This window comes from Pseudomonas sp. AP3_22 TE3818 (genome assembly GCF_053628995.1).
Genome location: NZ_JBRJHL010000001.1, coordinates 2,662,102 through 2,686,935 on the forward strand (window position 1 = coordinate 2,662,102; position 24,834 = coordinate 2,686,935).

Sequence of the window (24,834 nt, forward strand, 5' to 3'; positions counted from 1 at the left end):
CCTGTAGGAGCCGGCTTGCCGGCGATTGGGTTCTTGAGCCTTGTGGCGTTTTCGAGGCCGCCATCGCTGGCAAGCCAGCGCCCACAGAGGGTGTCCGTTGCATGCGATTCCTGTAGGAGCCGGCTTGCCGGCGATTGGGTCCTTGAGCCTTGTGGCGTTTTCGAAGCCGCCATCGCTGGCAAGCCAGCTCCCACAGAGGGTGTTCGTTGCACGCAATTCCTGTAGGAGCCGGCTTGCCGGCGATTGGGTCCTTGAGTCTTGTGGCGTTTTTGAGGCCGCCTTCGCTGGCAAGCCAGCTCCTACAGAGGGTGTTCGTTGCACGCAATTCCTGTAGGAGCCGGCTTGCCGGCGATGAGGCCAGCCCTCGGGTCATTGCGCAGGACGGGTGGCGCCCTGTTGCTCCTTGGCGTTGAGGATCGCGGTGTATTCGCCCGGATCGACACCATTGAGGTAGTAGTTGCCGACGTGATGCAGGCGCCAGCGGATCGGGTCGTGAGTGGTGTGGACCCGGGCATTGCGCCAGAAGCGGTCGAGGTTCCATTTGGTCAACGATGAACTGGCACCGAGCAGGGAGAAGATGTCACTGGAGATTTTCAGCGAGGCCGCGTCGGAGTGGGCGCGGGCGGTGGCCACCGAGAGAATCAGCTCGTCCTGCAGCGCTTTGTTGTCCGGATCCAGCTCGTGCTGGTCGAACACCCGTGCCGCGTCACGCAGCAGCGATTGCGCCCCACGCAAGGCCACGGCGTATTCACCGATCTGCTTGATGATGTGCGGCTCCTGGTTGGCGTGGTCGACACCACTTTCCACCCAGGGGCGAGCGTTGTGATTGAGGTACTCCACTGCCGCCGACAGCGCGCCTTCGGCAATGCCGGTATCGATGGCGGCGTGGAGAATCTGCGGGAAGGTCAGGCCCGTGCGTTTCATGGGGCCCTTGCGCTGGGAGACGAAGCCTTCGTCGAGCTCGATGTTGTCGAAGATCACGGTGCCACTGACCGAATTTTTCTGCCCGAAGGCCTCCCAGTCATCGACCAGCGTCAGGCCCCGGGCGTTGCGATTGAGCAGCACCCCGGCGCCGCCGTCATCGCTGGCGGCCGTCAGGGAAATCCACTCGGCCAGGTAGGAACCGGTGGAGTAGAACTTGCTGCCGTTGAGGATCAGCTTGCCGTCGGCACGACGTTCGACCCGGGTCTTGAGCGCGAACTTGTTCTTGCCGCCCACTTCGGCCAGGGCGTTGCCGAATCGTTTACCGGCCAGCACATCACGGATCAGCCGGTCGCGAATGTCGTCGGCGTAACCGGTGAAAATCCCGCGCAGCATGACGTTATGGATTTGCAGCAACTGACCGACGCCGCCGTCGGCGATAGAAATGATGCGCACGGTTTCGACGATGGTTTCCACCGAGGCACCCAGCCCGCCAAAGGCCTTGGGCACCCCGATGGCAGTCAGGCCGCTTTCAGACAACAGTTGCGCCTGACGCCGAGGCAATTGGCCGTTCTGACCGGCATCGGCGGCGATTTCAGCGATCTCCACGGCGATCTCCTTCGCCACGGCGATGGCTTGCGCTTCGCTCTGGAGTAACCGGATCGGAGCCTGCTCTTGAATCAGTTGTCCGGCGGGGTTGTGTTCGACCTTGCTCATTGCTCTACCTCTGATAATTGAATGTCTGATGACCACAAAACTGCACAAAATCCTTTGCCGGCGATGGCGCCCTTGAACTCGGCGCAAGGCTTGAAGGCCAATCGCTGGCAAGCCAGCTCCTACGGTTCAACGTTGCAAATGCGACCCCTGTAGGAGCCGGCTTGCCGGCGATGGCGCCCTTGAACTCGGCGCAAGGCTTGAAGGCCAATCGCTGGCAAGCCAGCTCCTACGGTTCAACGTTGCAAATGCGACCCCTGTAGGAGCCGGCTTGCCGGCGATGGCGTCCTTGAACTCGGCGCAAGGCTTGAAGGCCAATCGCTGGCAAGCCAGCTCCTACGGTTCAACGTTGCAAATGCGACCCCTGTAGGAGCCGGCTTGCCGGCGATGGCGCCCTTGAACTCGGCGCAAGGCTTGAAGGCCAATCGCTGGCAAGCCAGCTCCTACGGTTCAACGTTGCAAATGCGACCCCTGTAGGAGCCGGCTTGCCGGCGATGGCGCCCTTGAACTCGGCGCAAGGCTTGAGGGCCAATCGCTGGCAAGCCAGCTCCTACGGTTCAACGTTGCAAATGCGACCCTGTAGGAGCCGGCTTGCCGGCGATGGCGCCCTTGAACTCGGCGCAAGGCTCGAGGGCCAATCGCTGGCAAGCCAGCTCCTACAGAGGGGGCGTCAGCGTTTCCCGGGTGTTGAAAGGGCCTTGAGCAAGTTCTGCGCCAAGGGCTGCAAAGGCTGTGCAGCGCAGCGTTTGGGGTAGTGCAAGGCGGGTGGGTGTTGCTGAGGAAGCAACGGGGCGGCGGCGACTGCTCGGACAGCAGCAGTCGCCGCGCAATCTTGCTGGCAGGCCAGCAATCAACGGCTGCGCATCGACCGAAGGCGGGCGCAAGGCCAGGTAAACCGGGTGGTTCAACTCTTGGCACGGGCGCTGCAATAGCCCTGGCAACAGTCACCGCGACTGACTTGCCAACCCGATGGAGCTGCCCATGACGCTTGCTGCCAAACAATCCCGACCTGCTTCCCTGAATGAACTGGACCAGATCTGGTTCACCCGTTGCCCGGTGCCGACGGCCTCCGGGATTGCCTACAAGCTCGGCTGGCTCAGCGAGGAGTTCGCCGCCGATGGCCTGCCGGTTTCAACCTTGCAGGAGGCCCGTCAACTGGGTCATCACCACTACGATCACGAGTTGCCGGGGCTGTTTCGTGAAGGCGGAAACGTGCCGGCCCTGGCGGCACGCGCGGCCGGTGCACCGAGTCGCCTGATCGGCCTGACCTGGATCGAAGAATGGCAGACCATCCTGGTTCGCCCGGACTCCGGCATTCGTCATCCGCAGGACCTCAAGGGCAAGCGCCTGGCGCTGCCGGCCTGGGGAGAAAGCCGTCCCGGGAGCATCGCCCGCGCCATGAGCCTGCATGGTTATAAAGGCGCGTTGAGCCTTGCAGGGCTGGGGTTCGATGATGTCGAACTGGTGGAAGTCGCGTTGCAGGACCAGGAGCGAGCGGCCAACCCGCAGGAAGGGTTGCAGCGTTTGTGGTCGGGCCTCGATTACCTGGTGCGAGGCGAGGTGGATGCGGTGTACGTCAAGGGCGCTTCCGCTGCCGATGCCGCGCGGCGTCTCGGGCTGGTGGTGGGCATCGATCTGGACCTGATCGCCGAGCCACGTTATCGCATCAACAATGGCACACCGCGTCCGATCACCGTCCACCAGAGCCTGCTCGACAATCACTTCGACCTGGTGGTGCGCTTTCTCGCACAAACCCTCAGCGCCGCTGATTGGGCTGCCAACAACCGGGAGGCGCTGAACGCCATTCTCGAAGAGGAAACCCGCGCTGGCAGCGCCGGGGTCGCCGAGGCCTATCGCGGCGAATTCCACACCACGCTCGCACCGGACCTGTCTGCGCAGCGTCTTGAGTTTCTCGATACCCAGAAAGATTTCCTTTACCTGCACGGTTTCCTGGAACGCGATTTTTCCATCGCCGACTGGGTCGATCCGCGCCCGTTGCAAGCTGCCCATGAACTGTTGGCCAAGCGCCGCGCCTGAATCTGGAGAACTGCCATGACCGTACTTATCAACGAAAAGCCCGTCACCGAACAATTGATCAGCGAAGAGCTGCAAAACTTCATCGACAAGGTGCTGGTCGAGGCCGAAGAAGCCTTCACCGTGTTCCGTGAAACCAACACCATCACCGCCAATGGCACCGTCGGTTTCATCGAGCGCGTACCGGGGCAGGAACTGCTGGTGTCGGTGAACTACGGCGGGCCCTGGAATTACCGCAAACCTCTGCAGGCCACGGTCACCGACTTTGAAGGCAAGGTGATCTTCGGCAAAGGCAAGGGTGGCTTGGGGCGCTACACCAAACTGTTCCAGCAGCACGCCGACATCACCACAGTGTCCCATGTGCACTCGCCGTACCTGGGTGCCTGGGCGCAGACCCATCGCACGCTGCCGTTCCACTACGTGCCGGTGCAGCGTTATCAGCTGGCCCGGGAACTGCCGGTGTACATCGACCGCCGTCAGCCGGAAGTCGATTTCATCCTCGACAAGATTGCCGAGAACCCGTTCAACCTGGCGATTCTGGAAGCCAATGGCGGCTCCACCGTGTGGGGCAAGCAAGGCTTGCGCGCCACGGCCGAGTTCATCCTGTTGCTGGAAGAGGGCGCGCAACTGCAATTGCTCGCCGACGCCCTGGGCGGCTCCCGTCCTTACGGCCCGGGCGTGCTGACCCAGCAATGGAAAATGAGCGGCCTGTATGAAAAAGCCAGCGGACTGGGCCTGGTACCCGCCATCGACCGCCGAGGCTGATCCACCGACCTTTCCGGCCAGCACACCCCCTCCCTGTAGGAGCTGGCTTGCCAGCGATGGCGCCCGAAAGATCGGCGCAAGGCTCGAGGGCCTAATCGCCGGCAAGCCGGCTCCTACAGGGAGCGGGCGATGGCGGCCGAACGGTCGATACATAATTCAAGGAACACCACCATGGCAGTAAAGATTCTCTGGTACCTCACCACCCCCGACGGCCCTTACCCATGGGAGCCCGAAGGTCGCTGGAAAACCGACTTCGAGCATTTGAAACAGATCGCCGTGGCCAGTGATCGCCTGGGCTATTACGGCTCGCTGCTGGGCTCCAGCCCCAACGAAAGCCTGGCGGTCTCGGCGGCCTTGATCGACGTCACCCGACGCCTGCGTTTTCTGGTGGCGCAACATCCAGGTGAACTGTCGCCAGCGGTGCTGGCCAAGTGGGCGCTGACCTTCGATCAATTCTCCAACGGACGCCTGTTGTTCAACGTGGTCAACGGCAATGACGCCGGCCTCGCGACGCTCGGCGTGCATTACCCCCATGACGAGCGCTACGACTTCAGCCTCGAATACTGGCGCGCCTTCCAGCGCTTCTACGCCGGTGACACCGCCGGTTTCGACGGTCAGTACGTCAAGCTCGCGCCACGTTCGCCGGCGGCGGCCAGTCATCCGCTGGGTGGTTGGCATCCACCGAAACAGAAGCCGGGCATCCCGTTGTGGGGTGCCGGCACCTCGGGGCCGGGCGTTGCCCATTCGGTGCAATTGCTCGACGTCTACCTGAGCTTCGCCAACACCCCGCCGAAACTCGGCGAGAAGTTCCGCAAAGTGGCGGCAGAAGCGGCGAAGATCGGCCGCGAACTGACCTTCGGCACGCGCTTGCAGATTATCGTCCGTGAAACCGAGGAAGAGGCGTGGGCCCACGCCGAGAAACTGCTGCAGCGCACCTCGCTGCAAACCGCGCGTGCCGCGATTGAACGGCAACTGCCGCCAGGCGAAACCCTGGAGAGCTTCCACAGCGACGACCCGCAAACCCGGCGCAACGTCGACGCCATTCGTGCCGGTCGGTTGCCCAAGGCCCGTGATCTGGAGATCTACCCCAACGTCTGGCTCGGCCCGAGCCTGTTCGGCTTCAACATCCTCGGCCCGGCTGCCGGTACCTACCTGGTGGGCAGCGCCGAACAGGTCGCCGAACGCATTCGCGAATATGAAGCGCAAGGCACGTCGGCCTTCATCCTTTCCGGTTTTCCGTTGATCGATGAAGCGCAGCGGGTGGCCGATCTGCTGTTCCCGTTGCTCGACCTGGATCACGGTTTTGACGTACCGCGCCTCGGCGCCAGTTCGCGCACGGTCGCGGCCGAGAAAGCCTGAGGGAGGCGTTGATGAGCGAGGCATTTTCCCGTCGCAGGTTTCTCGGCAACGGCCTGACGGTCGGTGGCGGCCTGATCCTGGGCAGCAGCCTGCTCGGGGGTTGCGACGGCGGCGACGCGGTCAGTGGCGCTGCGGCCTTGTCCAGCACCCCGGTGCAGGGCGGTCGTTTGCGGGTCGGCATTATCGACGGTGATCAATCCGGTAACCTCGATGCCCACAAACCGGTGGGCGGCGGGATCATTCGCGGCTGGGCGCTGTACAGCAAGTTCTGGGAATGGAACACCGACGTCAGCACGCGGCTGGCCCTGGCGGAGTTCGCCGAGCCCAATGCCGATGCCAGCGCCTGGACCATCCGTATCAAGCCGGGGCTGGAGTTCCATCACGGCAAGAGCATCGGCGCCGACGACATGCTGTTCTCGATCCTGCGCCTGACGGACCCGAAACTGGCTTCGCCATTTGCCGGACTGGTGGGGGCGATCGACCGCAAAGCCTTGCGCAAACTCGACGAGCGCACCATTGAGATCCGCTTCAAGGAGGGCCAAAGCTTCTATCCGCTGGACGAAACCCTGATCAGTTTTGGCGGCATCGTGCCGACGGACTACGACCCCGTCACCAACCCGGTCGGTGCCGGGCCTTACAAACTCAAGAGCTTCATCCCCGGTCAGCGCTCGCTCTACCAGCGCTTCGAAAACTACTACAAGCCTGGTCAACCCTATGCCGATGAACTGGAAATCATCGAGTTCAAAGACCAGGTGTCCCGCGCCGCGGCCCTGCGCGCCGGGCAGATCGACGTAGCGAGCGGCGTGCAGGCCGAGCACAGCGCGCTGCTCAAGGCCGACTCGCGACTCAGGTTGTATGCATCGCCGAGCACCTCGTTCACGGGTTTTAACCTCAACCTGGCCAAGGCACCCTTTCAGGATCAGCGCGTGCGTCAGGCGTTTCGTCTGCTGGCCGACCGGCGTGAGCTGGTCGAGCGCGGGCTCAACGGTTTCGGCCGGGTCGCCAACGACCTGTATTCGCCCCATGACCCGACGTACAACCACGGCATTGCCCAGCGTCCGTACGACCTGGAACAGGCGCGTTCGCTGTTGCGCCAGGCCGGGCACGACGACTTGCGGGTGGAACTGACCACCACACCGGGACCCGGCGTCAATGCGGCGCTGGTGTTTGCCCAACAGGCGAAGAAGGCCGGGGTCGAGATCAAGGTCACCCAGGTCGATGGCTCGGTGTTCAACGGCCCGCAACGGGAAAACTGGTTGCTGTCGCCAGGCTCGACGCCGGCTCGGGGGTTCCTGGCTTCGGCGCTGCACAACGATGCGCCGCAGGCCATCTACAACCGCAGCAATTTCCACGATGAGCGTTTCAGCGCGTTGTACCGCCAGGCGCTGGCACAGCCTGATCTGGAGCAGCGCAAAGTCCTGGTGCATGAAGCACAAAGCATCCAGCACGAGCGTGGTGGCCTGCTGATCTGGGGCTTCAACGACGTGCTGGACGCGGCGTCGGTGCGGGTCGGTGGTTTGCAACCGGAACAGACGACGTTCGCCTCCTGGCGTTTCGATGAAATGTGGGTGAACCATGCCTGAGCCATCCTGCAAAACCCCGCGTACACCGGCCTGGCTGTCCTGGTTCATCGGGCGCTTGGGTTACGGTCTGTTGACTGCGTGGGTCATCAGCCTGGTGGTGTTCATCGCCACCCAGGCGCTGCCCTCGGACCCTGCGCGAGTGATCCTCGGCCCGGATGCACCGCTGGAAAGCATCCTCACCCTGCAGCGCCAGTTGGGTCTGGATCGGCCGATCCTGGAGCAATACCTGCGTTGGCTCGGGCACGCCCTGAGGGGTGAGCTGGGTGTGTCGCTGGATTCCAATGCACCGGTCGGCAGCATCCTGTTCGGTCGCTTTGGCTACACCTTGGCGCTGCTCGCCGGCGTGATTGCCGTGGTCGTGCCAGCCGCCTTGTTGTTGGGCGTGTCCCTGGCCTTGCGGCGTGACAGCCGCCTCGATCGGCGGGTTCTTTCGCTGCTGATTTTCCTCAAGGCCACACCGGGTTTCCTCTTGGCGATTGGCCTGGTCCTGTTGTTTTCCATGCCACATATGGATCTGCTGCCGGCGGTGTCGATCCTCGATCCGGACAAATCGTTGCTACGCCAATTGCAGTTTCTGGTGTTGCCGGTACTGGCCCTGAGTCTGTCGGCGCTGCCGTACCTGACGCGCATGGTGCGGGCGTCGATGATCGAAGCACTGGAATCGGACTACGTCGTCGCCGCACGGCTGCGGGGCATTCCCGAGTGGCGCATCGTCTGGCGTCACACTTTGCCCAACGCGCTGATTCCGGCGATCCAGGGGGTGGCCCTGACCCTGCGCACCCTGATCGGCGGGGCGTTGCTGGCGGAGGTGATTTTCAGTTATCCGGGCATCGGCACTTCGCTCAATTCAGCGATACAGATGCGCGACTTGCCGATGATCCAGGCCATCGTGCTGGTAATCACCCTGGGCGTGGTGCTGATCAACCTGTTCGCGGACCTGTTGACGGTGCTGCTGACACCCAAGCTTCGTACCGCCCGCCGGGTCACCCTGATCCGGCGCAACCGTCGGGGCATTCAGCCCTGGTGGCGGCGTTCTCCATCCAAGGCACCTTGAGGGGTGATGCATGACTGATTCGCGACGCGCTCGCTGGCACCGGTGGCTGGCCGAACCGCAAACCCGCAAGGGCGCGGTGATCACTTCGCTGGTGGTGGCGCTGGCGCTTTTGGGGCCCTGGCTGGCGCCCCACAGCCCGACAGAAATGGTCGGTTCGGTGTATGGCGCCCCCGTGGACAAGGCCTTGCTGGGGTATGACTTTCTCGGGCATGACGTGTTGTCGCGCTTGCTCAGCGGCGGCGTGTCGGTGCTGTGGATGTCAGTGGCGGCGGCCTCGATTGCGTTGCTGGTGGGCAGCTCTCTGGGCCTGTTGGCGGGGTTCTCCCGACGGCGCCTGGATCAATTGATTACCTGGCTGGCGGACGTGTCGCTGGCCTTTCCCGACCTGATTCTGGTGCTGTTGATCGTCTCCATGCTGGGCCGCGCGCCCTGGCTCATCGTGCTGACCGTGGCCATTGCCTTCACCCCCGGGGTCATTCGCCTGGCCCGGGGCAGCGCGGTGGCGGTGGCGGGGCAGGAGTTCGTCGAGGCCGCACAGATGATGGGCTATTCGCGGCGACGGATTCTGTTCAAGGAGATTCTGCCGAACATCCTCACGCCGCTGCTGGTGCACTTCGGCAACATGCTGACCTGGGGCGTGGGCATGCTCTCGGGGCTGAGTTTTCTCGGTTACGGCGTGGCACCGCCGACCGCCGACTGGGGGCTGATGATCAATGAGAACCAGGCCGGGTTGCTGGTACAGCCCTGGGCGGTGTTGGCGCCGGCCATCCTGATTGGCATCTTTGCCTATGGCACCAACATTCTGGCCGAAGGCATCGGCCGCAGCAGCTCACGGATCGGAGAAAAACAGCCATGAACGCCATTGCCGGGATCGAGTCCCGTTCCTCTGTGCTGAACGCGCAGGTGTTGCAGGTGCGGGACTTGCGGGTCGAGTTGCCGGGACAGATTGATGTGCTGTCCGATGTGACCTTCAGCCTGGAGGCCGGAGACATTCTTGGATTGGTGGGCGAGTCGGGGTCGGGCAAAACCACCCTGGCGACCGCCTTGCTGGCTCATGCACGAAGGGGCGCGCGGATTGTCGGTGGGCAGGTTGAGGTGTCCGGTCAATCAATGTTGACGTTGCAGGGCGAGGCCTTGCGCCGGGCCCGTGGCAGCCTGATCGGGTATGTGGCCCAGGACCCTGCGACGGCCCTCAATCCGGCGTTGCGTATTGGCAGCCTGCTGCGCGAAACGCTGGGGGCGCATCAGATTGAGCTCGATCGCGCCGCACAAGAGCAGCGCATCGTCGAGACACTGCGCGATGTCGGCCTGCCCGATGATGCGCAGTTTCTGCGCCGCTTTCCCCATCAACTGTCGGGCGGGCAGCAGCAGCGGGTGATGCTGGCGCTGGCCTTTGTCCTGCGCCCGGCATTGATCGTCCTCGATGAACCCACGACCGCGCTGGACGTCACCACCCAGGCCCACATCCTGGCGACGTTGCGCCGTTTGTGTAAAAGCCTGGGGGTGGCCGCGGTGTATGTGTCCCATGACCTCGCGGTGATCAAGGACCTGGTGGACCGGGTGATGGTGATGTATGCCGGGCGGATTGTCGAAGTCGCCCAGCGCTCGGCGCTGTTTCATCAGCCGGCGCACCCCTACACGCGGGGCTTGTTGGCGGCGATTCCCGACGTTGCGCAGCGCCGGGATCTTCAGGCGATCCCGGGGCATGCACCGGCACCGGGGCAGCGGCCGTCGGGGTGTGCTTTCGCGCCAAGGTGTGCGCGTCGGGTCGCCGCGTGCGCGGTGGTCGAACCGGGACTGCGGGACCTGTCGTCACAGCAAAGGGTCGCGTGCCTGGACCCGCATCTTCAGGCGTTGCCGGTGGTTGGCCCGACACCCGCGTTGCCGGTCATCGAGGTGCCGGCGCGCGCGCCGTTGCTGGAGATCAAGGATCTGAACGTGGCCTACGACCGCCAGGTACTGTTCGATGTTTCTCTGAAGGTGGCCGCCGGGGAGTGCCTGGCGCTGGTGGGGGAGTCCGGCTCGGGCAAGACCAGCCTGGCGCGTGCTGTTGCCGGGTTGGGCGAAAACGCCGAGGGTGAGCTGTTTTATGCCGGTGAGTCGTTGAGTCTGTCGGCGCGCCAGCGTGACGCGGTGCAACGGCATCAGATCCAGTACATCTTCCAGAACCCGTACCGGGCGTTGAACCCACGGCAATCGGTTTATCAGACCCTGAGCGCGCCGTTGGAGCATTTTTTCGGCATCAAGGGCGCTGCCGCAAGGGCGCGCGTGGAGGCGGTGCTCAAGCGGGTCTCGCTGCCGGCCTCGGTGGCAGACCTGTATCCCCACAGCCTGTCCGGTGGCGAGCGTCAGCGCGTGGCCATTGCCCGGGCGCTGGTGTGCGAGCCAAAGCTGCTGATCTGCGACGAAATCACCTCGGCGCTGGACGTGTCGGTGCAGGCCTCGATCCTGGCGCTGTTACAGCAATTGCAGGGAGAGGGGCTGACCCTGCTGTTCGTCACCCACGACCTCGGCGTGGTCCGCGCCATCGCCGACCGCGTGCTGGTGCTGAAACTGGGGCGCGTGGTGGAGCAGGGGGTGGTGGACCAGGTGCTGGATCAACCGCAGGCGGCCTATACCCGTACGTTGCTCGAAAACTCCCCGACATTGAGGTGATACCGGCATCGCCATCGCTGGCAAGCCAGCTCCTACAAATGGCTGCTGCGAATACGGCCTTGTAGGAGCCGGCTTGCCGGCGATGCGATGGTGTATTTGCCGCTGCCATCGCTGGCAAGCCAGCTCCTACAAATGGCTGCTGCGAATACGGCCTTGTAGGAGCCGGCTTGCCGGCGATGCGATGGTGAATGTGCCGCCGCCATCGCTGGCAAGCCAGCTCCTACAAATGGCCGTTGCGAATACGACCTTGTAGGAGCCGGCTTGCCGGCGATGGCGTTCGTACGGACACATCCGGAACCAGACATTGGCGACGACATTCATCCTCGCCCTCTAGCCTTGTGATTCTGTCTTGAACACAAGAGGGCAATGGAATGCCTGATCTTCCTCACGCGAGCCGGCTACGCACCGGGCGTTATTCTCAATCCGGACAAATCTATTTGCTGACCGCTGTGACCCAAAACCGAGAGCCGTTGTTTGCCAATTGGCAGACCGGGCGATTACTGGTGCGGCAATTTCAACAGGCAGATACCGATAACCTGGCTGAATCCCTGGCCTGGGTAGTGATGCCGGACCATTTTCATTGGCTGGTCGAGCTGAGAGACTGCACCTTGCCCGCGTTGATGCTGCCCACCAAATCCCGTAGCGCACGAGCAATCAATGCCAACCTTGGACGCAATGGACGATTATGGCAAAAAGGCTTTCATGACCGGGCCATTCGACGTGAAGAGGATTTGCTGGCGGTGGCACGTTACGTCATTGCCAATCCGATACGGGCAGGTCTTGTCAGGCGTGTCCACGATTACCCATTGTGGGACGCAAAATGGCTGTAGGAGCCGGCTTGCCGGCGATGCGGTGGTGAATGTGCCGCCGCCATCGCTGGCAAGCCAGCTCCTACGGTTGAGCGTTGTGAATACGGTTTTGTAGGAGCCGGCTTGCCGGCGATGGCGTCGATGAGCCTTGCTCCGCCGTTACGCCACACGCGCCTTTCGACGGCGTGCTTCTTCGCGCACCGCCGGGATTATCCAGCGGCCGTAATCAACTGTGTCGTAGAGCGGATCGTAGCCACGGTTGAGAAAGGTGGTCACACCCAGATCCACGTAGTCGAGCAACGCCTGGGCCACGGTTTCCGGGGTGCCGACCAGGGCTGTCGTGTCGCCATAGGCACCGACGGCGGTGGCGGTGGGCATCCACAGCGCACGGTCGTGACGGTCACCCAGGGCCGCGGCGGCCAGCAAGCGTTCGGAGCCGGTACCCTTGATGCGTTTTTGCCAGGGGCTGCCTGCCGCGAACTGTGGATTGGCCTTGATCTGTTCGAGGATCTGTTGCGCCCGTTGCCACGCCAGTTCCTCGGTCGCGCCAAGGATCAAACGCACGGACAGACTGACCCTGGGCGCCTCCACACCCGCCGCGCTGGCGGCCGCACGAAGCTTGCCGATCTGCTCGGCTACGCCGCTCAAAGGCTCGCCCCACAAGGCATACAGGTCCGCGTGCTTGACGGCGATCTGATAGGCGATATCCGAAGACCCGCCAAAGGAAATCGGAATGTGCGGTTTCTGCAGCGGCTTGACCGGTGAGAAGGCGCCCTTGATGTTGAAATACTGCCCCTCGAAGTCGAAAGGCTCTTCAGCGGTCCAGGTGCGCCGGACGATCTCCAGGTACTCATCGGTGCGCTTATAGCGCTCGGTCTTGTCCAGCAGGAAGTCGCCCTCCTGGGGCTCGGCGGTGATGCCGGTGATGGCATGCAGGCGAATCCGTCCGCCACCCGTGGTGTGATCGAGTGTCGCAAAGGCCCTGGCGGCGACGGTGGGCGCGGTGAGGGCCGGGCGGTGGGCGATCATGAACCCCAGGCGCTCGGTGTGCGCGGCGGCGTAGGCGGCGATCTGCAAACTGTCTGCGCTGCCCGGGCCGCTGGCGATCAGCACCCGGTCGAAGCCGGCGTGCTCGTGGGCACGGGCGTGGTGACGGATAAACTCCAGATCGAAATCCGGGCTGCGAACGCCTCGGGTCTCGGACCATTGGCGGGGGAAGATCATGCCGACGAATTCAATGGACATGGGAACACTCCTGATGGCGGTAAAGCGGGCTGGCCGCGGGCTTAGAACTGGTAATCCACCTGAGCCAGCAACGTGCGGCCGGGCATGGGTTGCAGGAAGGTATTGGTGGAGCCGGCCAGGCCGCTGACGAAATTCAGTTCGTTGGTCAGGTTGAGCACGCGCAGCGTGGTGCTCCACTGCGGTTGGCGGTAATACAGAGCGAGGTCGAGGTTGTACTCGTCCGGGATCTTCACGGTCTTGCTCAGGTTCAGGTACCAACTGCTCGTCCACCAGCCGGAGAGCTCGGCACCAAAGCCTGAATCGAAGCGATAGTCGACATAGCCACTGGCGGTGTACTCGGGGATCTGCACCGCGTCGAAGCGCCCGGACGGTCGCTGGTTCAGGCTGTTGTTGTCGCCGAACACCGTGCCGTTGTCGGGAATGAAGCCCGCCGAAGCAAACCCTGCCTGGGAGGCAAACTCGTTGTAGGCGCTGAGTTTTGTAAGGTTCAGGGCGGTGCGCAGGTGATTGTCCGGCTGGTAGCGAAGGGTCGACTCCACGCCCTTGATCACCAGGCGGGCAATGTTGTTATTGCTGTCGGGTGACTGGTCCCGTGCCTGCTTGAAGGCGGCCAGGGTCATGAACAGTTCGTTGGGCACGGGTTCGACTTTCAACCCGACTTCGTGCAGCACGCTCAAACTTTCGAACGCCAGCGGGTTGAGCAGGTTCGCGCCAGCGCCGCTGCCCCAGCCCAGGCCGTTGGAGAAGAACCCGGTATTGACCGCCAGTGAGCGATCGAAGGTGTAGTACAGCGTGCTGTTTTCGGTCGGTTTGACGTACGGACTGACCTGGAACGCAAACAGTCGGTAATTGTCGCTGTCCTTGCGGGGATTACCGCCGGCCAGCACAAAGGGGTTGTCGATTTCAGCGTCGATCCAGCTCCGGCTGGCGCCGATGTTCAGGCCCGCACGGTCGCCGAAACGCAGGTTGTGCTGGGTGAACAGCGTCTGGGTGGACCAGGTGCTTTGTGCGGTGTAGGGCGCGACGGATTCGGCGTACAACCCATGGCCAGCCGGGTACATCGGCGGCAGATTCAGCCAGCCATAGGTGTTGGAAAACTGCGGTACGCCGGCCTGGCCGATCCAGGCACCGTTGCCGCCGGCGGGGTTGGCACCGGTCAGTGCCAGCAGATCCCCGGGATTCTTGCCCGACGGGTCCTGGGTCAGGTCATAGGCGTTGATGGTGGAGCCGAAACTGTTGTTGGCGGCGATCGACTGGTTGAACTCGCGGCGGTAGATCAGCCCTGTATTGCTGTCATCACGCAGGGTCAAGCCGCCCAGTTGCACTTCATTGCGCGAGCGGAACTCGAAGCGGTTGTCGAAAATATTGTCCTTGGACTGCACCTGGAACGACCCGACGGCATCGGTCATGTCCCGTGAGCGCTGGTAAAACGTATTGTTGGCCAAGGTGATGGTCGGCGTCAGATCGGCCTCCACCCGCAGTTGCGTGGCGAAGCGTCGCGAGGTGTTTTGATCTTCGTCGCGCTGGCCGGTCTGGGAGGACAGGGAGGTCAGGCCGTTGCCGGCGAGCGAAGGGTCATACACCCAACCACGCAGGCTGCCAGGGTTGCTGCGGGTGTTGGGGGAGGCGGTCTGGAAACTGCCATCGACCACGCTGTATTGCCCCTGGGCGTTGCGCTGGCGCTTGACCCAACCCAGGGTCGGTGCATCGGCGGCGCCGGAGGCCAGTACCGGCGACCACAGGGTGTTGCCGTTCTGGATGATCGGTGTAGCGCGCCCGGCGTAGTATTTGCCGCTGTCCACCAGCTTCTGGTTGGCGCGGTTCCAGCCGTGGGTGATGTTGTAATCGTAGTAGTCGTCGTAACTGGCATTCCAGTCGACGCGCACGTTGTCATTGCGCCAGGCCAGCGCGCCGTAAAACGCGTCGAAATTGTTGTCGACGTTGTCGTAGAAGTCTTCCTGGCGCTGCTTGGTGATACTGAGCCGATAGGCCAGGTTGTCACTCAGCGGCCCGGTGTTATCGACGCTGAATTTCGCGGCGTCACGGGATTCACCGTCAGGGACCCAACTGCCCACCTCGCCACTGAGTCTGGTTTTGAATTCACTGAAGTTCGGCTTTTTGCTCAGGTAATTGACGTAACCGCCACTGCCTGACACCGAACCATAGGTCACCGAGGACGGACCGGCGACGATGTCGGCGCCTTCATAGGCGTTGAAGTTGGCGGGATGGCGCACGCTGTAAGCCCGCTGACCGTCCTGGAACACTTCAGACCCCTGGGCGCGGAACTGCGGCGCGATCCCGGCATTCTGCCCGCCACCGCGAGTGATGCCCGGCGCGTATTTGACCAGGTCGTCGGCGCTGCGGATCGGGTCGTTGGCCAATTGCTCGGCGTTGACCTGGGTGATCGAGCGCGGGGTGTCGACCACCTTGGTTTCGAGGCCGCCGTAGACCGACGACTCCGGTCGGGTGGGCAGGGCGTCATCGTCGGAATCGCTGGCGCTGGCTTGCACGGTGACGGTTTGCAGTTGAGTGTCGGCAGCGAAGGTGGGTATCGAAAATGCCGACACCACCGCCATAGCCAGGGCGGAGCGTTTTACAGGCAAACGAAAGGCGATAGAGGGCATAGCGAATGAGCCTCGCAACAAAAAAATAATGGGTATGGCGATGACCTGTAGGAGCTGGCTTGCCAGCGATGACGTGGTCACGTTCACCACCGCCATCGCCGGCAAGCCGGCTCCTACAGGTAGCGGTGTGTCAGCTGGTGTTCTTGAGCCAGAGTTTTTCAAAGCGCCAGGTGCTGAACAGCGATTCTTCGGCCGCCGCGCCGCCGACGCGGTTGGCCACGCTGTCGAGCAAATCGGCGTAACCCCAGATCAACAGGCCGCCGCGTTCGTACTGGATCTGCTGAACCTGGTGGACCAGGGCCTTGCGCTTTTCCAGGTCGGGTTGGGCCATGGCCGCCAGGAACAATTCGCTGAACTGCGGATCGTTGAAATGGGTCTTGTTCGACACGGCAAACGGCGCGTCGGTGTGAATCGCACTGGCCAGGAAGGGGGCGCCGATGCTGCCGCCGGTACTCAGCGTCCAGTCGTTGCGCAGCGGTCCCTGAAAAGTGGCCAGGTCGACCTGCTTGACCTTGAGCGTGACGCCGATGCGCTTGGCTTGTTCCGCCAGCACCAGCGCCGACGTCAGCCCCGGCCCCGGTGTCGTCACCAGTTCCAGTTCAAGGTTTTCATGCCCGGCTTCCTTGAGCAGTTGCGCCGCCCGCTGCGGGTCGTGAGGGCGCGGCCCCAGGCTGTGGTTGAAGGTCGGATCGCTCGGCGCATAAAGGTCATTGGCCACGCGGCCCTGGCCGTTGAGCGCCCGGCGTACCAGTTCCTCCCGGTCGGCCAACAGGCGGAATGCCTCGCGCACCCGGGGGTCGTTGAACGGAGGCTTGTCGAGATTCATGTCGAACGACAACCAGTTGCCGGTCACCGATTTGAGCACCCTGAGCCTTGGATCGCGCTGCAGCACTTCCAACTGCTCGGTGGGCATCACGTTGGCCATGTCGATCTGCCCGGAACGCAGGGCCGCCAGGCGCGAAACCTGATCCTTGAAGTCGATGATTTCCAGCTCGTCGGCGTAGGGTTTGCCCTCCTTGTAGTAGTTCTCGAACCGCGTGAACAGCGAGCGCTGGCCGGGGGTGAAGCTTTTCAGTTTGTAGGGGCCGGCGCCCACCGGGTTGGACACCGGGTGATAATCCACCGGCACGATCCCGCCAAAATTGACCCAGGTTTCCGCCAGCGGCATGTAACTGCGGCCCTCGCGAAAGTTCAGGCGCACGGTGCGCGAATCGAGCTTGACCAGGTTGTCGCGGTCCACCCAGTGCAACAGCGCGGCATAGGGCGAGGCCAATTGCGGATCGGTAAGACGGCGAATCGAGAAGATCAGGTCATCGGCATCGATGGTCTTGCCATGGTGGAACTCCAGGTCCGGGCGCAGGCGCAGCGTCCAGCTGCTGGCATCGGCATTCGGTTCGGCGAACTCGGCCAGGGCCAGGCGCGGCTGCATCTGTTCGTCCCATTCCCACAGCTTGCTGTACAGCGCAAAGCCACGAACGATGCCGCTGCCGATGGGCTTGTGCGCGTCGAGGTTGCCGCTCTGGTTGCCGTCGAGAATGCCCAGGCGCAGGCGTCCGCCATAACGCGGCTCAAGGTCGGCAAGGTTGTTGGCGGTTGGCGTTTCGCTGCTCGGGCCGCAGCCGCTGAGCAGTCCGCCACCGAGCAGCAATCCACCGCCAAGCAGGGCGCTGTGGCCGAGAAACTCCCGGCGGCTGATGAATGAGTGATCGTCGCTCATGGCATCAGGCTCCAGCCGGGCCGTTGGCGGAACGCAGTTCCAGCGGCGCAGGAGCAGGGCGGCTCAGTTCGCTGCGCTCGCTGCGAAAGTGCGGCAGGATGTGCTCGCCCAGGCGATAGGCTTCTTCCAGGTGCGGGTAGCCGGCGAGGAAGAACAGGTCGATGCCGATGGCGTTGTACTCGCGAATCCGCGCCACGACATTTTCATGACTGCCCACCAGCGCGCAGCCCGGCGGAATGCCGATGTAGCCGAAACCGGTCCAGACGTTAGGGTGGATGAAAAAGTCGTCGAAGCCTTGGCTCTCGGTCTTTTGTGCGAACTGGTTTTCGTAGCTGAGCTTGCGCGCCGTGCGCAATCCGGCATGGGCCGCCACCGCCTTGACCGCGCCCCTGGCGATGCCTTCGTCGAAGAAACGCTTGGCTTCGGTGCGGGCCAGTTCCTCGGTCTCCCGGGTAATGACATCGATCGACAGTCCGAAGCGAATGTCGGTGCGTCCGTGTTTCAGCGCCCGTTCACGAATATCGGCAATCAGTGCGGCAATCTCATCCGGATGCTCGGCCCGCATCAGGTAGAAGTCGGCGTGTCTGGCGGCGAATTCCCGAGCCGGGATCGATGAGCCGGCGGTGCAGATCAGTGGCAGTTCGGCCTTCTTCAAGGGCCCGCGCAAACCACCGCCTTCGGCCTTGTAGAATTTGCCCTCGTAGTGGAAGTTCTCGTTGTGCCAATAGCCCTTGACCACGTCCATGAACTCGATGGCCCGTTCATAGCGTTCATCGTGGTCGCTGAAGTCACCGACCTGACGCTGAATCGCATCCGAACCACCGTTGATGATGTTCCAGACCAGGCGGTTGCCGGTGGCGCGCTGATAGGTCGCGGCTTGTTGCACCGCCACCCACGGCGTGTAGTGATAGGGCTGGAACGCCGTGACGAATTTCAGCGTGCGGGTTTCCCGGGCCAGCAGCGAGCAGACGGTCCAGGGTTCTTCGCCCGAGGGGGCGTTGACCATCAGGGCACCGCCGAAGCCGTTGATCTCTGCGGCCTTGGCGATCTGCCCGAGATAATCGATATAGGTGAAGTGGTCACCGACGCTGAATGCCGAGACCGCGCCGGTACTCGGGCCGCCGCGATGCCAGTCGCCACGGTTGCGCGGGTCGCCGGGGAGGAACTGGGTTTCACCGTGAAGCGGCAGGCGGGTGAAAAATTCAATGCTCATGTCGAGGGCTCCGTCTCACTGCACGCTGGGGCTGCAGATCGGGGTGATGGGCTGGTCGTTGATGACCTTGTGGGCGAAAGGCACCGAATCCTTGAGGGACGCGTTGACCGTTTCGCTATGGCCCAAGCCTTTGTAGAGATGACCTTCGACCACCGAGCCGGTTTTGCAGGCGTCCTGCATCAGCGCGACTTGAGTCGAGGCCGCCGGGGTTTTGTCCTCGGCGCCGGTACCGATGAAAATCGGCTGGGCCAGTTTCAGCGTCGGGTAGGACACTTGTTTCTGCCACAGGGCAAGCTGATCGCCCTTGTAGTCCTTTTTCGCATTGGCCGGGGTCAGGCCGACGCCGACCACATCGCTGACCAGCGCCGCCAGGCAACTGGTGCGGGCCTGCTCGAACAGTGGCAGCGCCTTGTCGGTGTAGAAGTCCTTGGGGTTGATGCTGGGGTCGTATTGTTGGGCCGCGAGCAGGGTGTAGAAACCGTAGGCGAGGGAGGCATCGACTTTGTCCGGGTCCTGTTCACCGACGTTTTTCGCGCCCACGGTGTAAATCACGCCAGTGCCGATGCTGCCTTTGACGCCGAGGTCGGGTGCATAAGTCGGGGCATAGGCCGCCGAGGCGAATGCCCCCGCGCCGCCCTGGGACTGACCGACGATCAACACTTTGTTGGCCAGCCCAGGGACGCCGGCGACCACCGCCCTGGCCGCATCGAGAATGCCGTAGGCAGCCATGCGATTGTTCAGCAGCGGATGACCACCGGGTACACCGAGGCCCTGATAATCGGTGGCGACAATGGCATACCCTTCGTCCAGCCAGCGGCTGAGGTACTGCACGTCGCGATAGGAGCGGCCTTGCCAGGACGGCGCACAAACGTCCGCGACGCCAACCGTGCCGTGGCCCCAACTGGCGACCGGCCAGCCACCGGCGGGCGCCTTGCCCTTGGGCAGGAACAACGTGCCGGAGACCACGATCGGGGTCTTGTTATCAATGCCGTCGGTGGAGCTGTAGAGAATCCGCTGGGCGCTGGCCGCGTTGGGCAGGCTCAAGGTTTTTTCCAGTGGCTCGCTGCGCAGCAGCTTGCCCGGCGTGGACGGGATCACCTCTTGCCAGGTGTAGAACGCCGAGACTCGGCCATCACCTTGCAGCGGATCGGGTTTCGGCGCGTGTGCACCGGCGGCCATGGCACTCATGGACAGCGCCAGCACACTCAGACCGAAAACGAATTGTTGCGGCAGTTTCATCAGCAATTCCCTATTCATGGATTGTGGCTGACCTGGCCACGCAGGCCCGGCCAGTAGTCGGTGAGCTTCAGATCGATCAGCGCCTGGTTGGTGAAACCGGTGGCCAGCGAAGGGGTGATGTCGTAGTTGTCGCGAATCAGCTGATTGGCCAGGGCGTAGGCGGTCAGGGCCTGGTAATGCGCCTTGAGTTGCTGGTCGCTCTTGGGGGCCCAGCGCTCTTTCCAGGCCACGGGATCGTTCAAGTCATCGCGACGCAGCACGCTTTCAGCCGTGCCGGCGCGGGAGGACAGTTGGTAATAGGCGTCCTGGTTCTGCTCTTGGGAAATCCACCAGGCAGCCTTGACCCAGGCAGTCGCCAGTAGCTGAGTAATGTCCGGGTGTTGGGCGACGAAACGGTCGGTGCCCCAGAGGTCGGACACCAGGCGCCAGTCGTTGGCACCTTGCTTGGTCGACCAGATGATCTTGCCCACGCCTTTGTCTTCCAGGGCATAGGCCTCGCTGAGCAGCACGGCGGCATCCACTTTGCCGGCCGATACCGCCGCCGCGCCGACTTGCGGATTGAGGTTGGCGATCTTGAAATCGTCGAGCTTCAGGCCCTTGCTGGCGAGGAAGTTGCTGAAGGCGAACTCCCAGGGGCGACCGCGATGCAGGGCCAGGCGCTTGCCCTTGAGGTCTTCGATGCTCTTGGCCTCGGAGCCCGCCGGAACCACCAGGTAGATGTTGTTACCGCTGCCACCCGGGACGATCAGCTTGCCCGGTACGCCACCCGCGCCAGCGATCACCGAAGGCAGGTCGCCGCGCACGGCGAAGTCGATGCTGTTGTTGCTGAAGCCTTCGTTGATCTGCGGACCGGCGCCGGCGTGGGGCAGGGCGATCCACTCCAGCTTCACGCCGCGCTGATTCAGTTGCTGTTCAAGCCAGCCGTCCTCGATCACCCGGCCAGCGATACCGCCAAACACCGGCTTGCCGCCTTGCGTGTAGGCAACAATGGCGATCCTCACCGAGGCCGGAGCCTGTTCGGCCAGTGCGGTGGCACTGAGCAGTAAACCGGTCAATGCGACCAGGCTGTTGCGCCAGAAACGTTTCATTGAAATCTCCCTAAATGGCCATTGGCGAAACACGCGTTGTAGGAGCCGAGGCCTTCAAGCCTTGCGGTGCTGTGCGGACGCCATCGCCGGCAAGCCAGCTCCTACAAAAAACAAACGCTGTACACCGTCCCCTGTAGGAGCCGGCTTGCCGGCGATGAGGCCCTTGAGCCTTGCGATGCTGTTGCGGACGCCATCGCTGGCAAGCCAGCTCCTACAGATTTCACGTTGTGTGCACATTCCTTGTAGGAGCCGGCTTGCCGGCGATGAGGCCCTTGAGCCTTGCGCCGCTGTTGCGGGCGCCATCGCTGGCAAGCCAGCTCCTACAAAAAATCCACGCGGTGCGGCGGTGTGTGGATTTGTGTTGGGAGGGGAGAGAGCAGATTGCATGCCATAGCGTGAAAATCAGGCTGCAGGCCTTGCGTGGCGGGCTTCTGGCGGATCTTTCAGGCGTGGGGAGGGAGGGGCAGGTGCTGATCTGCAAGCAGGGGGATGCCTGTCCGTTGCTGCCCCAGCAGCAGGCTGGAAGCAATTGAATGCAATATGCATATTGGGAATATACAAATACTAATTAATAATTTTTTAGTCTAATGAACTTCATGCACTATTGAGCACGCGCTTTTACTGCCAGGAATGCACCATGTCGCTGATCACTCACCCAAACGCTCGCGAACTGACCAAGTCGGTGCGGGCCACCGTTCTGGTGTTCAAGGACCCGCGATCCCAGGAATTGCTCAGTCGCATCGAGCGCCTCGCCCCGAGCGAAGCCAATACGTTAATCATTGGCGAAACCGGAACCGGCAAGGAGTTAGTCGCAAGGCATATTCACAACTTGAGCCGCAGGGGGCGTGAACCCTTTGTGGCCGTCAACTGCGGTGCCTTCGCCGAAACCCTGGTGGAAAGTGAACTGTTCGGCCATGAAAAAGGCGCGTTCACTGGCGCTGCCACGACCAAGGCCGGGTGGTTCGAGGCCGCCAATGGCGGGACGCTGTTCCTCGATGAAATCGGTGATCTGCCGTTGAACATGCAGGTCAAATTGCTGCGCGTCCTGCAGGAGCGTGAGGTAGTGCGTTTAGGGTCGCGCACCCCCATTCCAATCAACGTACGCCTTGTCGCCGCGACCAACGTCAACCTGGCGGATGCGGTGGTGGCTGGGCATTTTCGCGAAGATCTTTTCTACCGTTTGCACGTCGCCACGATTCGCCTGCCACCCTTGCGCGAACGGCCGGGAGACATCTTGCCACTGGCCGAGTTTTTCCTCGAAGAACATTGCCAGCGACTGGGCTACAACCGAGCCACGTTGAGTGTCGAGGCGGAACGCAAACTGCTGGAGCACAGCTGGCCGGGCAATATCCGTGAGCTGGAAAACTCGATTCACCATGCCTTGCTGGTGTGCCGCAATCAACGGGTCGCTCCCGCGGATTTGCACTTGGTGGACATGCGTTCCTCCAGCATCCGTCATGAGCAGGAGCAAGCGGTTCAAACAGGCCATGCCGTTGCCGGACCGGTCGATCTGGAAGCAGCGCTCAACGCCCTGTTTGAACAGAATATTCCAGACCTGTACGAACACATCGAGGAGACCATCTTTCGCGCGGCTTACCGGTTCTGCCATGGCAACCAGTTGCAGACCGGACGGTTGCTGAACATCAGCCGCAATATCGTCCGGGCGCGGCTGGAAAAGATCGGGGAGCTGAATAAGCCATTGTCGGTCGGGGAGTCGTGAGCAAGCTCGCAGCCACAGTGGAATTTTGGCGTACTCACCTCTTGTGATCACTGAAGATCCCTGTGGGAGCGGCGGTGCAGCGATCCGACTTGCCCGCGATGGCGGTGTGTCAGTCAACATTGATGTTGGAAGTGATGGCCTCTTCGCGGGCAAGCCCGCTCCCACAGTGGATCGCCGTCGAACACAAGTTCTGAGTTCACTGATATCCACTGTGGGAGCGAGGTTGCTCGCGATGGCGGTGCCAGTTTAAAGAGCCTGTTTAACGGCTGTAGGAGTAACTTCCTGCAAGCTACAACACCTTGCGGCATTGCCTACAGCTACGCCAGAATCCGCCGGCTTGTGCGCCTTGAGGTCCATCGGTAACTTGATTCGCGTCACTGATTTCCAGTGATCGGGTTTAGCAGCCCGTGGTATTTGAAGGTCGTACGAGTGTCCGTCAGGCAGGTATTCCATACCTGCATTTGATGGCAGCTGTGCGCAGGGCGCCCTCGGGCGCGCCGGCTTTCTTCATTTCCCCGGTCTGCTAACCTGCGTACAGCCGCCACCCCTCGTTTAGCAGCGACGACGTGGCAGCATCACAACGGAAATGAAAGTCATGCTCAAGGTTACACCTGATCCACCAGACAACGATTCCTGCCCAAACCCGGCCCTGCATATCATGGCCACCCCGCACAAACCCTCCTCGATGTTCACCATCAACCCGCAAATCGACACCGAAACCCTGCTGGCCCACGCCTGCGAATCGCTGGCCTCGGCGAGTGTCATGGCCAATGACCTTGCGGGCTTCCTGGAAGGCACGCACCGCAACACCCTGCTGGGCATCGCGCAAGTGATCATGCTGGGGGAGTTGGCGGTGAATCGGGCGCTGGATCAGGTCGATCGCCCCGGCTAACCACGAACACTGTGGGAGCGGGCTTGCCCGCGAAAGCGGTGTGTCAGTCAACATTGATGTTGGAAGTGCTGGCCTCTTCGCGGGCAAGCCCGCTCCCACAGGGATCTGGAGCGTAGACAAAATTTGTGTTCGGCAAAGTCCACTGTGGGAGCGGGCTTGCCCGCGATAGCGGTGTATCAGACCTGCAAATATTCCCGAGCCAACCAGCAAGCCCGCTCAATCAACATCGGCGCCATTTCAATCGCCGTCGGCGTGCCCTGGCGGGTATGAATCCAGCCCAGATACGTGGTGCCACGCAGCATCAGGAACAGCGCCAGGGTCTTGCGATCCGCCTCGGTCAGCGGCTTGACCGCATGGTAGCCGTCGAGCAGCGCGGCCTTGATCTGATCAAAGCGCGGGTCATCCAGGCAGAAGTACAGCGCGGTGGCCAACTCGAACATGTGCCAGCCAAACCCGGCATCGTCGAAGTCGATCAGGCGCAGGCGCGGGCCTTCGATCAGCAGGTTCTCGGGCACCAGGTCGGCGTGGATCATGCCGAAATTGCCCAGGTGCCGACCGTACTCACGCAAGTCCTTGCGCGCCGTGCGCCGGGCCTGTTGCAGTAAATCCCGCTGCTCATCGCTGAGTGGCTCCAGCTCCCAGAAACGCCCCCAGAACGGATTGGCGCCGATCAGGCCTTCTTCATCCCAGGCATGCCGGACAAACTCGTCCGGTTGCTGCCAGTGCGCCGAATGCAAGTGAATGCGCGCGGCAATCGCGCCAGCCTCACGGAACAGAAAATCGATTTCGGTATCGGCCTGCACCCCGTTCTCCGAGGTGCCGGCGGTGGCGCCCGGCAGCCAGGCGAGCATGTCGATGTGGCGCGGCTCGCCGATGGCTTGATGGGTGACTTCGACCAGGTGGCTTTGATTCTGCGCACGGATGATTTGCGGCACGGTGATGCCGGCGCCGGCCAGTGCCTCCATCCATTGCAGCTCGGAACGCAGCGCGGCTTCGCAGTGATAGCCATTGCGGTGGATGCGCAAGGCGACCCGCTGACCATCGTGGCGCTGGGCGGAGAACACCGCGTTCTCGCGAAACTTCACCAGCTCAATGTCGGCGAACTCGCCGTCCCACTGTTGCAGGGCATGGCGCGCCAGTTCGTGCAGGCGGGCCACTTGCTGGTCGTGTGGCAGGGTGTGGAATTCAGTCATGGCAGGGCC

19 protein-coding genes are annotated in these 24,834 nt (G+C 62.6%); 10 read left to right on the forward strand and 9 right to left on the reverse strand.

All coding sequences use genetic code 11. The annotated features are described in order from the left end of the window. Positions 1-369: 369 nt before the first annotated feature. Positions 370-1,638 carry an acyl-CoA dehydrogenase family protein gene (locus AB7M25_RS12125; RefSeq protein ID WP_429389904.1) on the reverse strand — a complete coding sequence of 423 codons (1,269 nt, stop codon included), beginning with the start codon at positions 1,636-1,638 and terminating at the stop codon, positions 370-372. Positions 1,639-2,616: 978 nt separating this feature from the next. Here AB7M25_RS12125 and AB7M25_RS12130 point away from each other — a divergent pair. The 8 genes from AB7M25_RS12130 to AB7M25_RS12165 all read left to right on the forward strand — a co-directional run bounded on the left by AB7M25_RS12130 (position 2,617) and on the right by AB7M25_RS12165 (position 11,915). Continuing rightward, positions 2,617-3,672 (forward strand): ABC transporter substrate-binding protein, encoded by a 1,056-nt coding sequence (locus AB7M25_RS12130; RefSeq protein WP_429389902.1) that lies wholly within the window; start codon positions 2,617-2,619, stop codon positions 3,670-3,672. Positions 3,673-3,687: 15 nt separating this feature from the next. Then, positions 3,688-4,434, forward strand: coding sequence for a class II aldolase/adducin family protein (locus AB7M25_RS12135; protein WP_429389901.1), 747 nt, complete (start codon positions 3,688-3,690; stop codon positions 4,432-4,434). Between the two features lie 171 nt (positions 4,435-4,605). Then, positions 4,606-5,793 carry an LLM class flavin-dependent oxidoreductase gene (locus AB7M25_RS12140; RefSeq protein ID WP_454237348.1) on the forward strand — a complete coding sequence of 396 codons (1,188 nt, stop codon included), beginning with the start codon at positions 4,606-4,608 and terminating at the stop codon, positions 5,791-5,793. An 11-nt stretch (positions 5,794-5,804) separates the two neighbouring features. After that, positions 5,805-7,376, forward strand: coding sequence for an ABC transporter substrate-binding protein (locus AB7M25_RS12145; RefSeq protein WP_454237349.1), 1,572 nt, complete (start codon positions 5,805-5,807; stop codon positions 7,374-7,376). Then, positions 7,369-8,430 (forward strand): ABC transporter permease, encoded by a 1,062-nt coding sequence (locus tag AB7M25_RS12150; protein ID WP_429389896.1) that lies wholly within the window; start codon positions 7,369-7,371, stop codon positions 8,428-8,430. The genes AB7M25_RS12145 and AB7M25_RS12150 overlap by 8 nt, the downstream gene beginning before the upstream one ends. A 10-nt stretch (positions 8,431-8,440) precedes the next feature. Continuing rightward, positions 8,441-9,286, forward strand: a complete 846-nt coding sequence (locus AB7M25_RS12155; RefSeq protein WP_429389894.1) for an ABC transporter permease — start codon at positions 8,441-8,443, stop codon at positions 9,284-9,286. Continuing rightward, positions 9,283-11,085 (forward strand): dipeptide ABC transporter ATP-binding protein, encoded by a 1,803-nt coding sequence (locus AB7M25_RS12160; protein WP_454237350.1) that lies wholly within the window; start codon positions 9,283-9,285, stop codon positions 11,083-11,085. Before AB7M25_RS12155 ends, AB7M25_RS12160 begins: the two co-directional genes overlap by 4 nt. Before the next feature lie 371 nt (positions 11,086-11,456). Further along, a complete protein-coding gene (locus tag AB7M25_RS12165) occupies positions 11,457-11,915 on the forward strand; it encodes an REP-associated tyrosine transposase (protein ID WP_429519686.1) in 459 nt (152 codons plus the stop codon). Positions 11,916-12,053: 138 nt separating this feature from the next. Here AB7M25_RS12165 and AB7M25_RS12170 read toward each other — a convergent pair whose 3' ends face one another. From AB7M25_RS12170 to AB7M25_RS12200, 7 genes are all read right to left on the reverse strand, one after another. Further along, positions 12,054-13,139, reverse strand: coding sequence for an LLM class flavin-dependent oxidoreductase (locus tag AB7M25_RS12170; protein WP_429398709.1), 1,086 nt, complete (start codon positions 13,137-13,139; stop codon positions 12,054-12,056). A 41-nt stretch (positions 13,140-13,180) separates the two neighbouring features. Then, the gene (locus AB7M25_RS12175) at positions 13,181-15,763 is read right to left on the reverse strand and encodes a TonB-dependent receptor plug domain-containing protein (protein ID WP_454237351.1); all 2,583 of its coding nucleotides are present in this window, start codon (positions 15,761-15,763) and stop codon (positions 13,181-13,183) included. Positions 15,764-15,893: 130 nt separating this feature from the next. Next, the gene (locus AB7M25_RS12180; RefSeq protein WP_454237352.1) at positions 15,894-17,480 is read right to left on the reverse strand and encodes an ABC transporter substrate-binding protein; all 1,587 of its coding nucleotides are present in this window, start codon (positions 17,478-17,480) and stop codon (positions 15,894-15,896) included. A gap of 4 nt (positions 17,481-17,484) precedes the next feature. After that, the gene (locus tag AB7M25_RS12185) at positions 17,485-18,693 is read right to left on the reverse strand and encodes an LLM class flavin-dependent oxidoreductase (protein WP_454237353.1); all 1,209 of its coding nucleotides are present in this window, start codon (positions 18,691-18,693) and stop codon (positions 17,485-17,487) included. Positions 18,694-18,708: 15 nt separating this feature from the next. Continuing rightward, positions 18,709-19,932: a lipase family protein gene (locus AB7M25_RS12190; RefSeq protein WP_454237354.1), complete on the reverse strand. Its 1,224-nt coding sequence runs from the start codon at positions 19,930-19,932 to the stop codon at positions 18,709-18,711. Between the two features lie 14 nt (positions 19,933-19,946). Beyond that, on the reverse strand, positions 19,947-21,020 hold the full coding sequence (locus AB7M25_RS12195) for an ABC transporter substrate-binding protein (protein WP_429384865.1): 1,074 nt from the start codon (positions 21,018-21,020) through the stop codon (positions 19,947-19,949). Positions 21,021-21,074: 54 nt separating this feature from the next. Then, positions 21,075-21,257 (reverse strand): hypothetical protein, encoded by a 183-nt coding sequence (locus tag AB7M25_RS12200; protein WP_454237355.1) that lies wholly within the window; start codon positions 21,255-21,257, stop codon positions 21,075-21,077. Between the two features lie 400 nt (positions 21,258-21,657). Here AB7M25_RS12200 and AB7M25_RS12205 point away from each other — a divergent pair, with 400 nt between their 5' ends. Both AB7M25_RS12205 and AB7M25_RS12210 read left to right on the forward strand, forming a co-directional pair. Further along, on the forward strand, positions 21,658-22,740 hold the full coding sequence (locus AB7M25_RS12205; RefSeq protein ID WP_429384862.1) for a sigma-54 interaction domain-containing protein: 1,083 nt from the start codon (positions 21,658-21,660) through the stop codon (positions 22,738-22,740). A gap of 595 nt (positions 22,741-23,335) precedes the next feature. Next, positions 23,336-23,632 (forward strand): DUF6124 family protein, encoded by a 297-nt coding sequence (locus AB7M25_RS12210; RefSeq protein ID WP_454237356.1) that lies wholly within the window; start codon positions 23,336-23,338, stop codon positions 23,630-23,632. 176 nt (positions 23,633-23,808) lie between these two features. Here AB7M25_RS12210 and AB7M25_RS12215 read toward each other — a convergent pair whose 3' ends face one another. Continuing rightward, complete coding sequence (locus AB7M25_RS12215) at positions 23,809-24,825, reverse strand: phosphotransferase enzyme family protein (RefSeq protein WP_454237357.1); 1,017 nt, start codon at positions 24,823-24,825, stop codon at positions 23,809-23,811. Between the last annotated feature and the right edge of the window lie 9 nt (positions 24,826-24,834).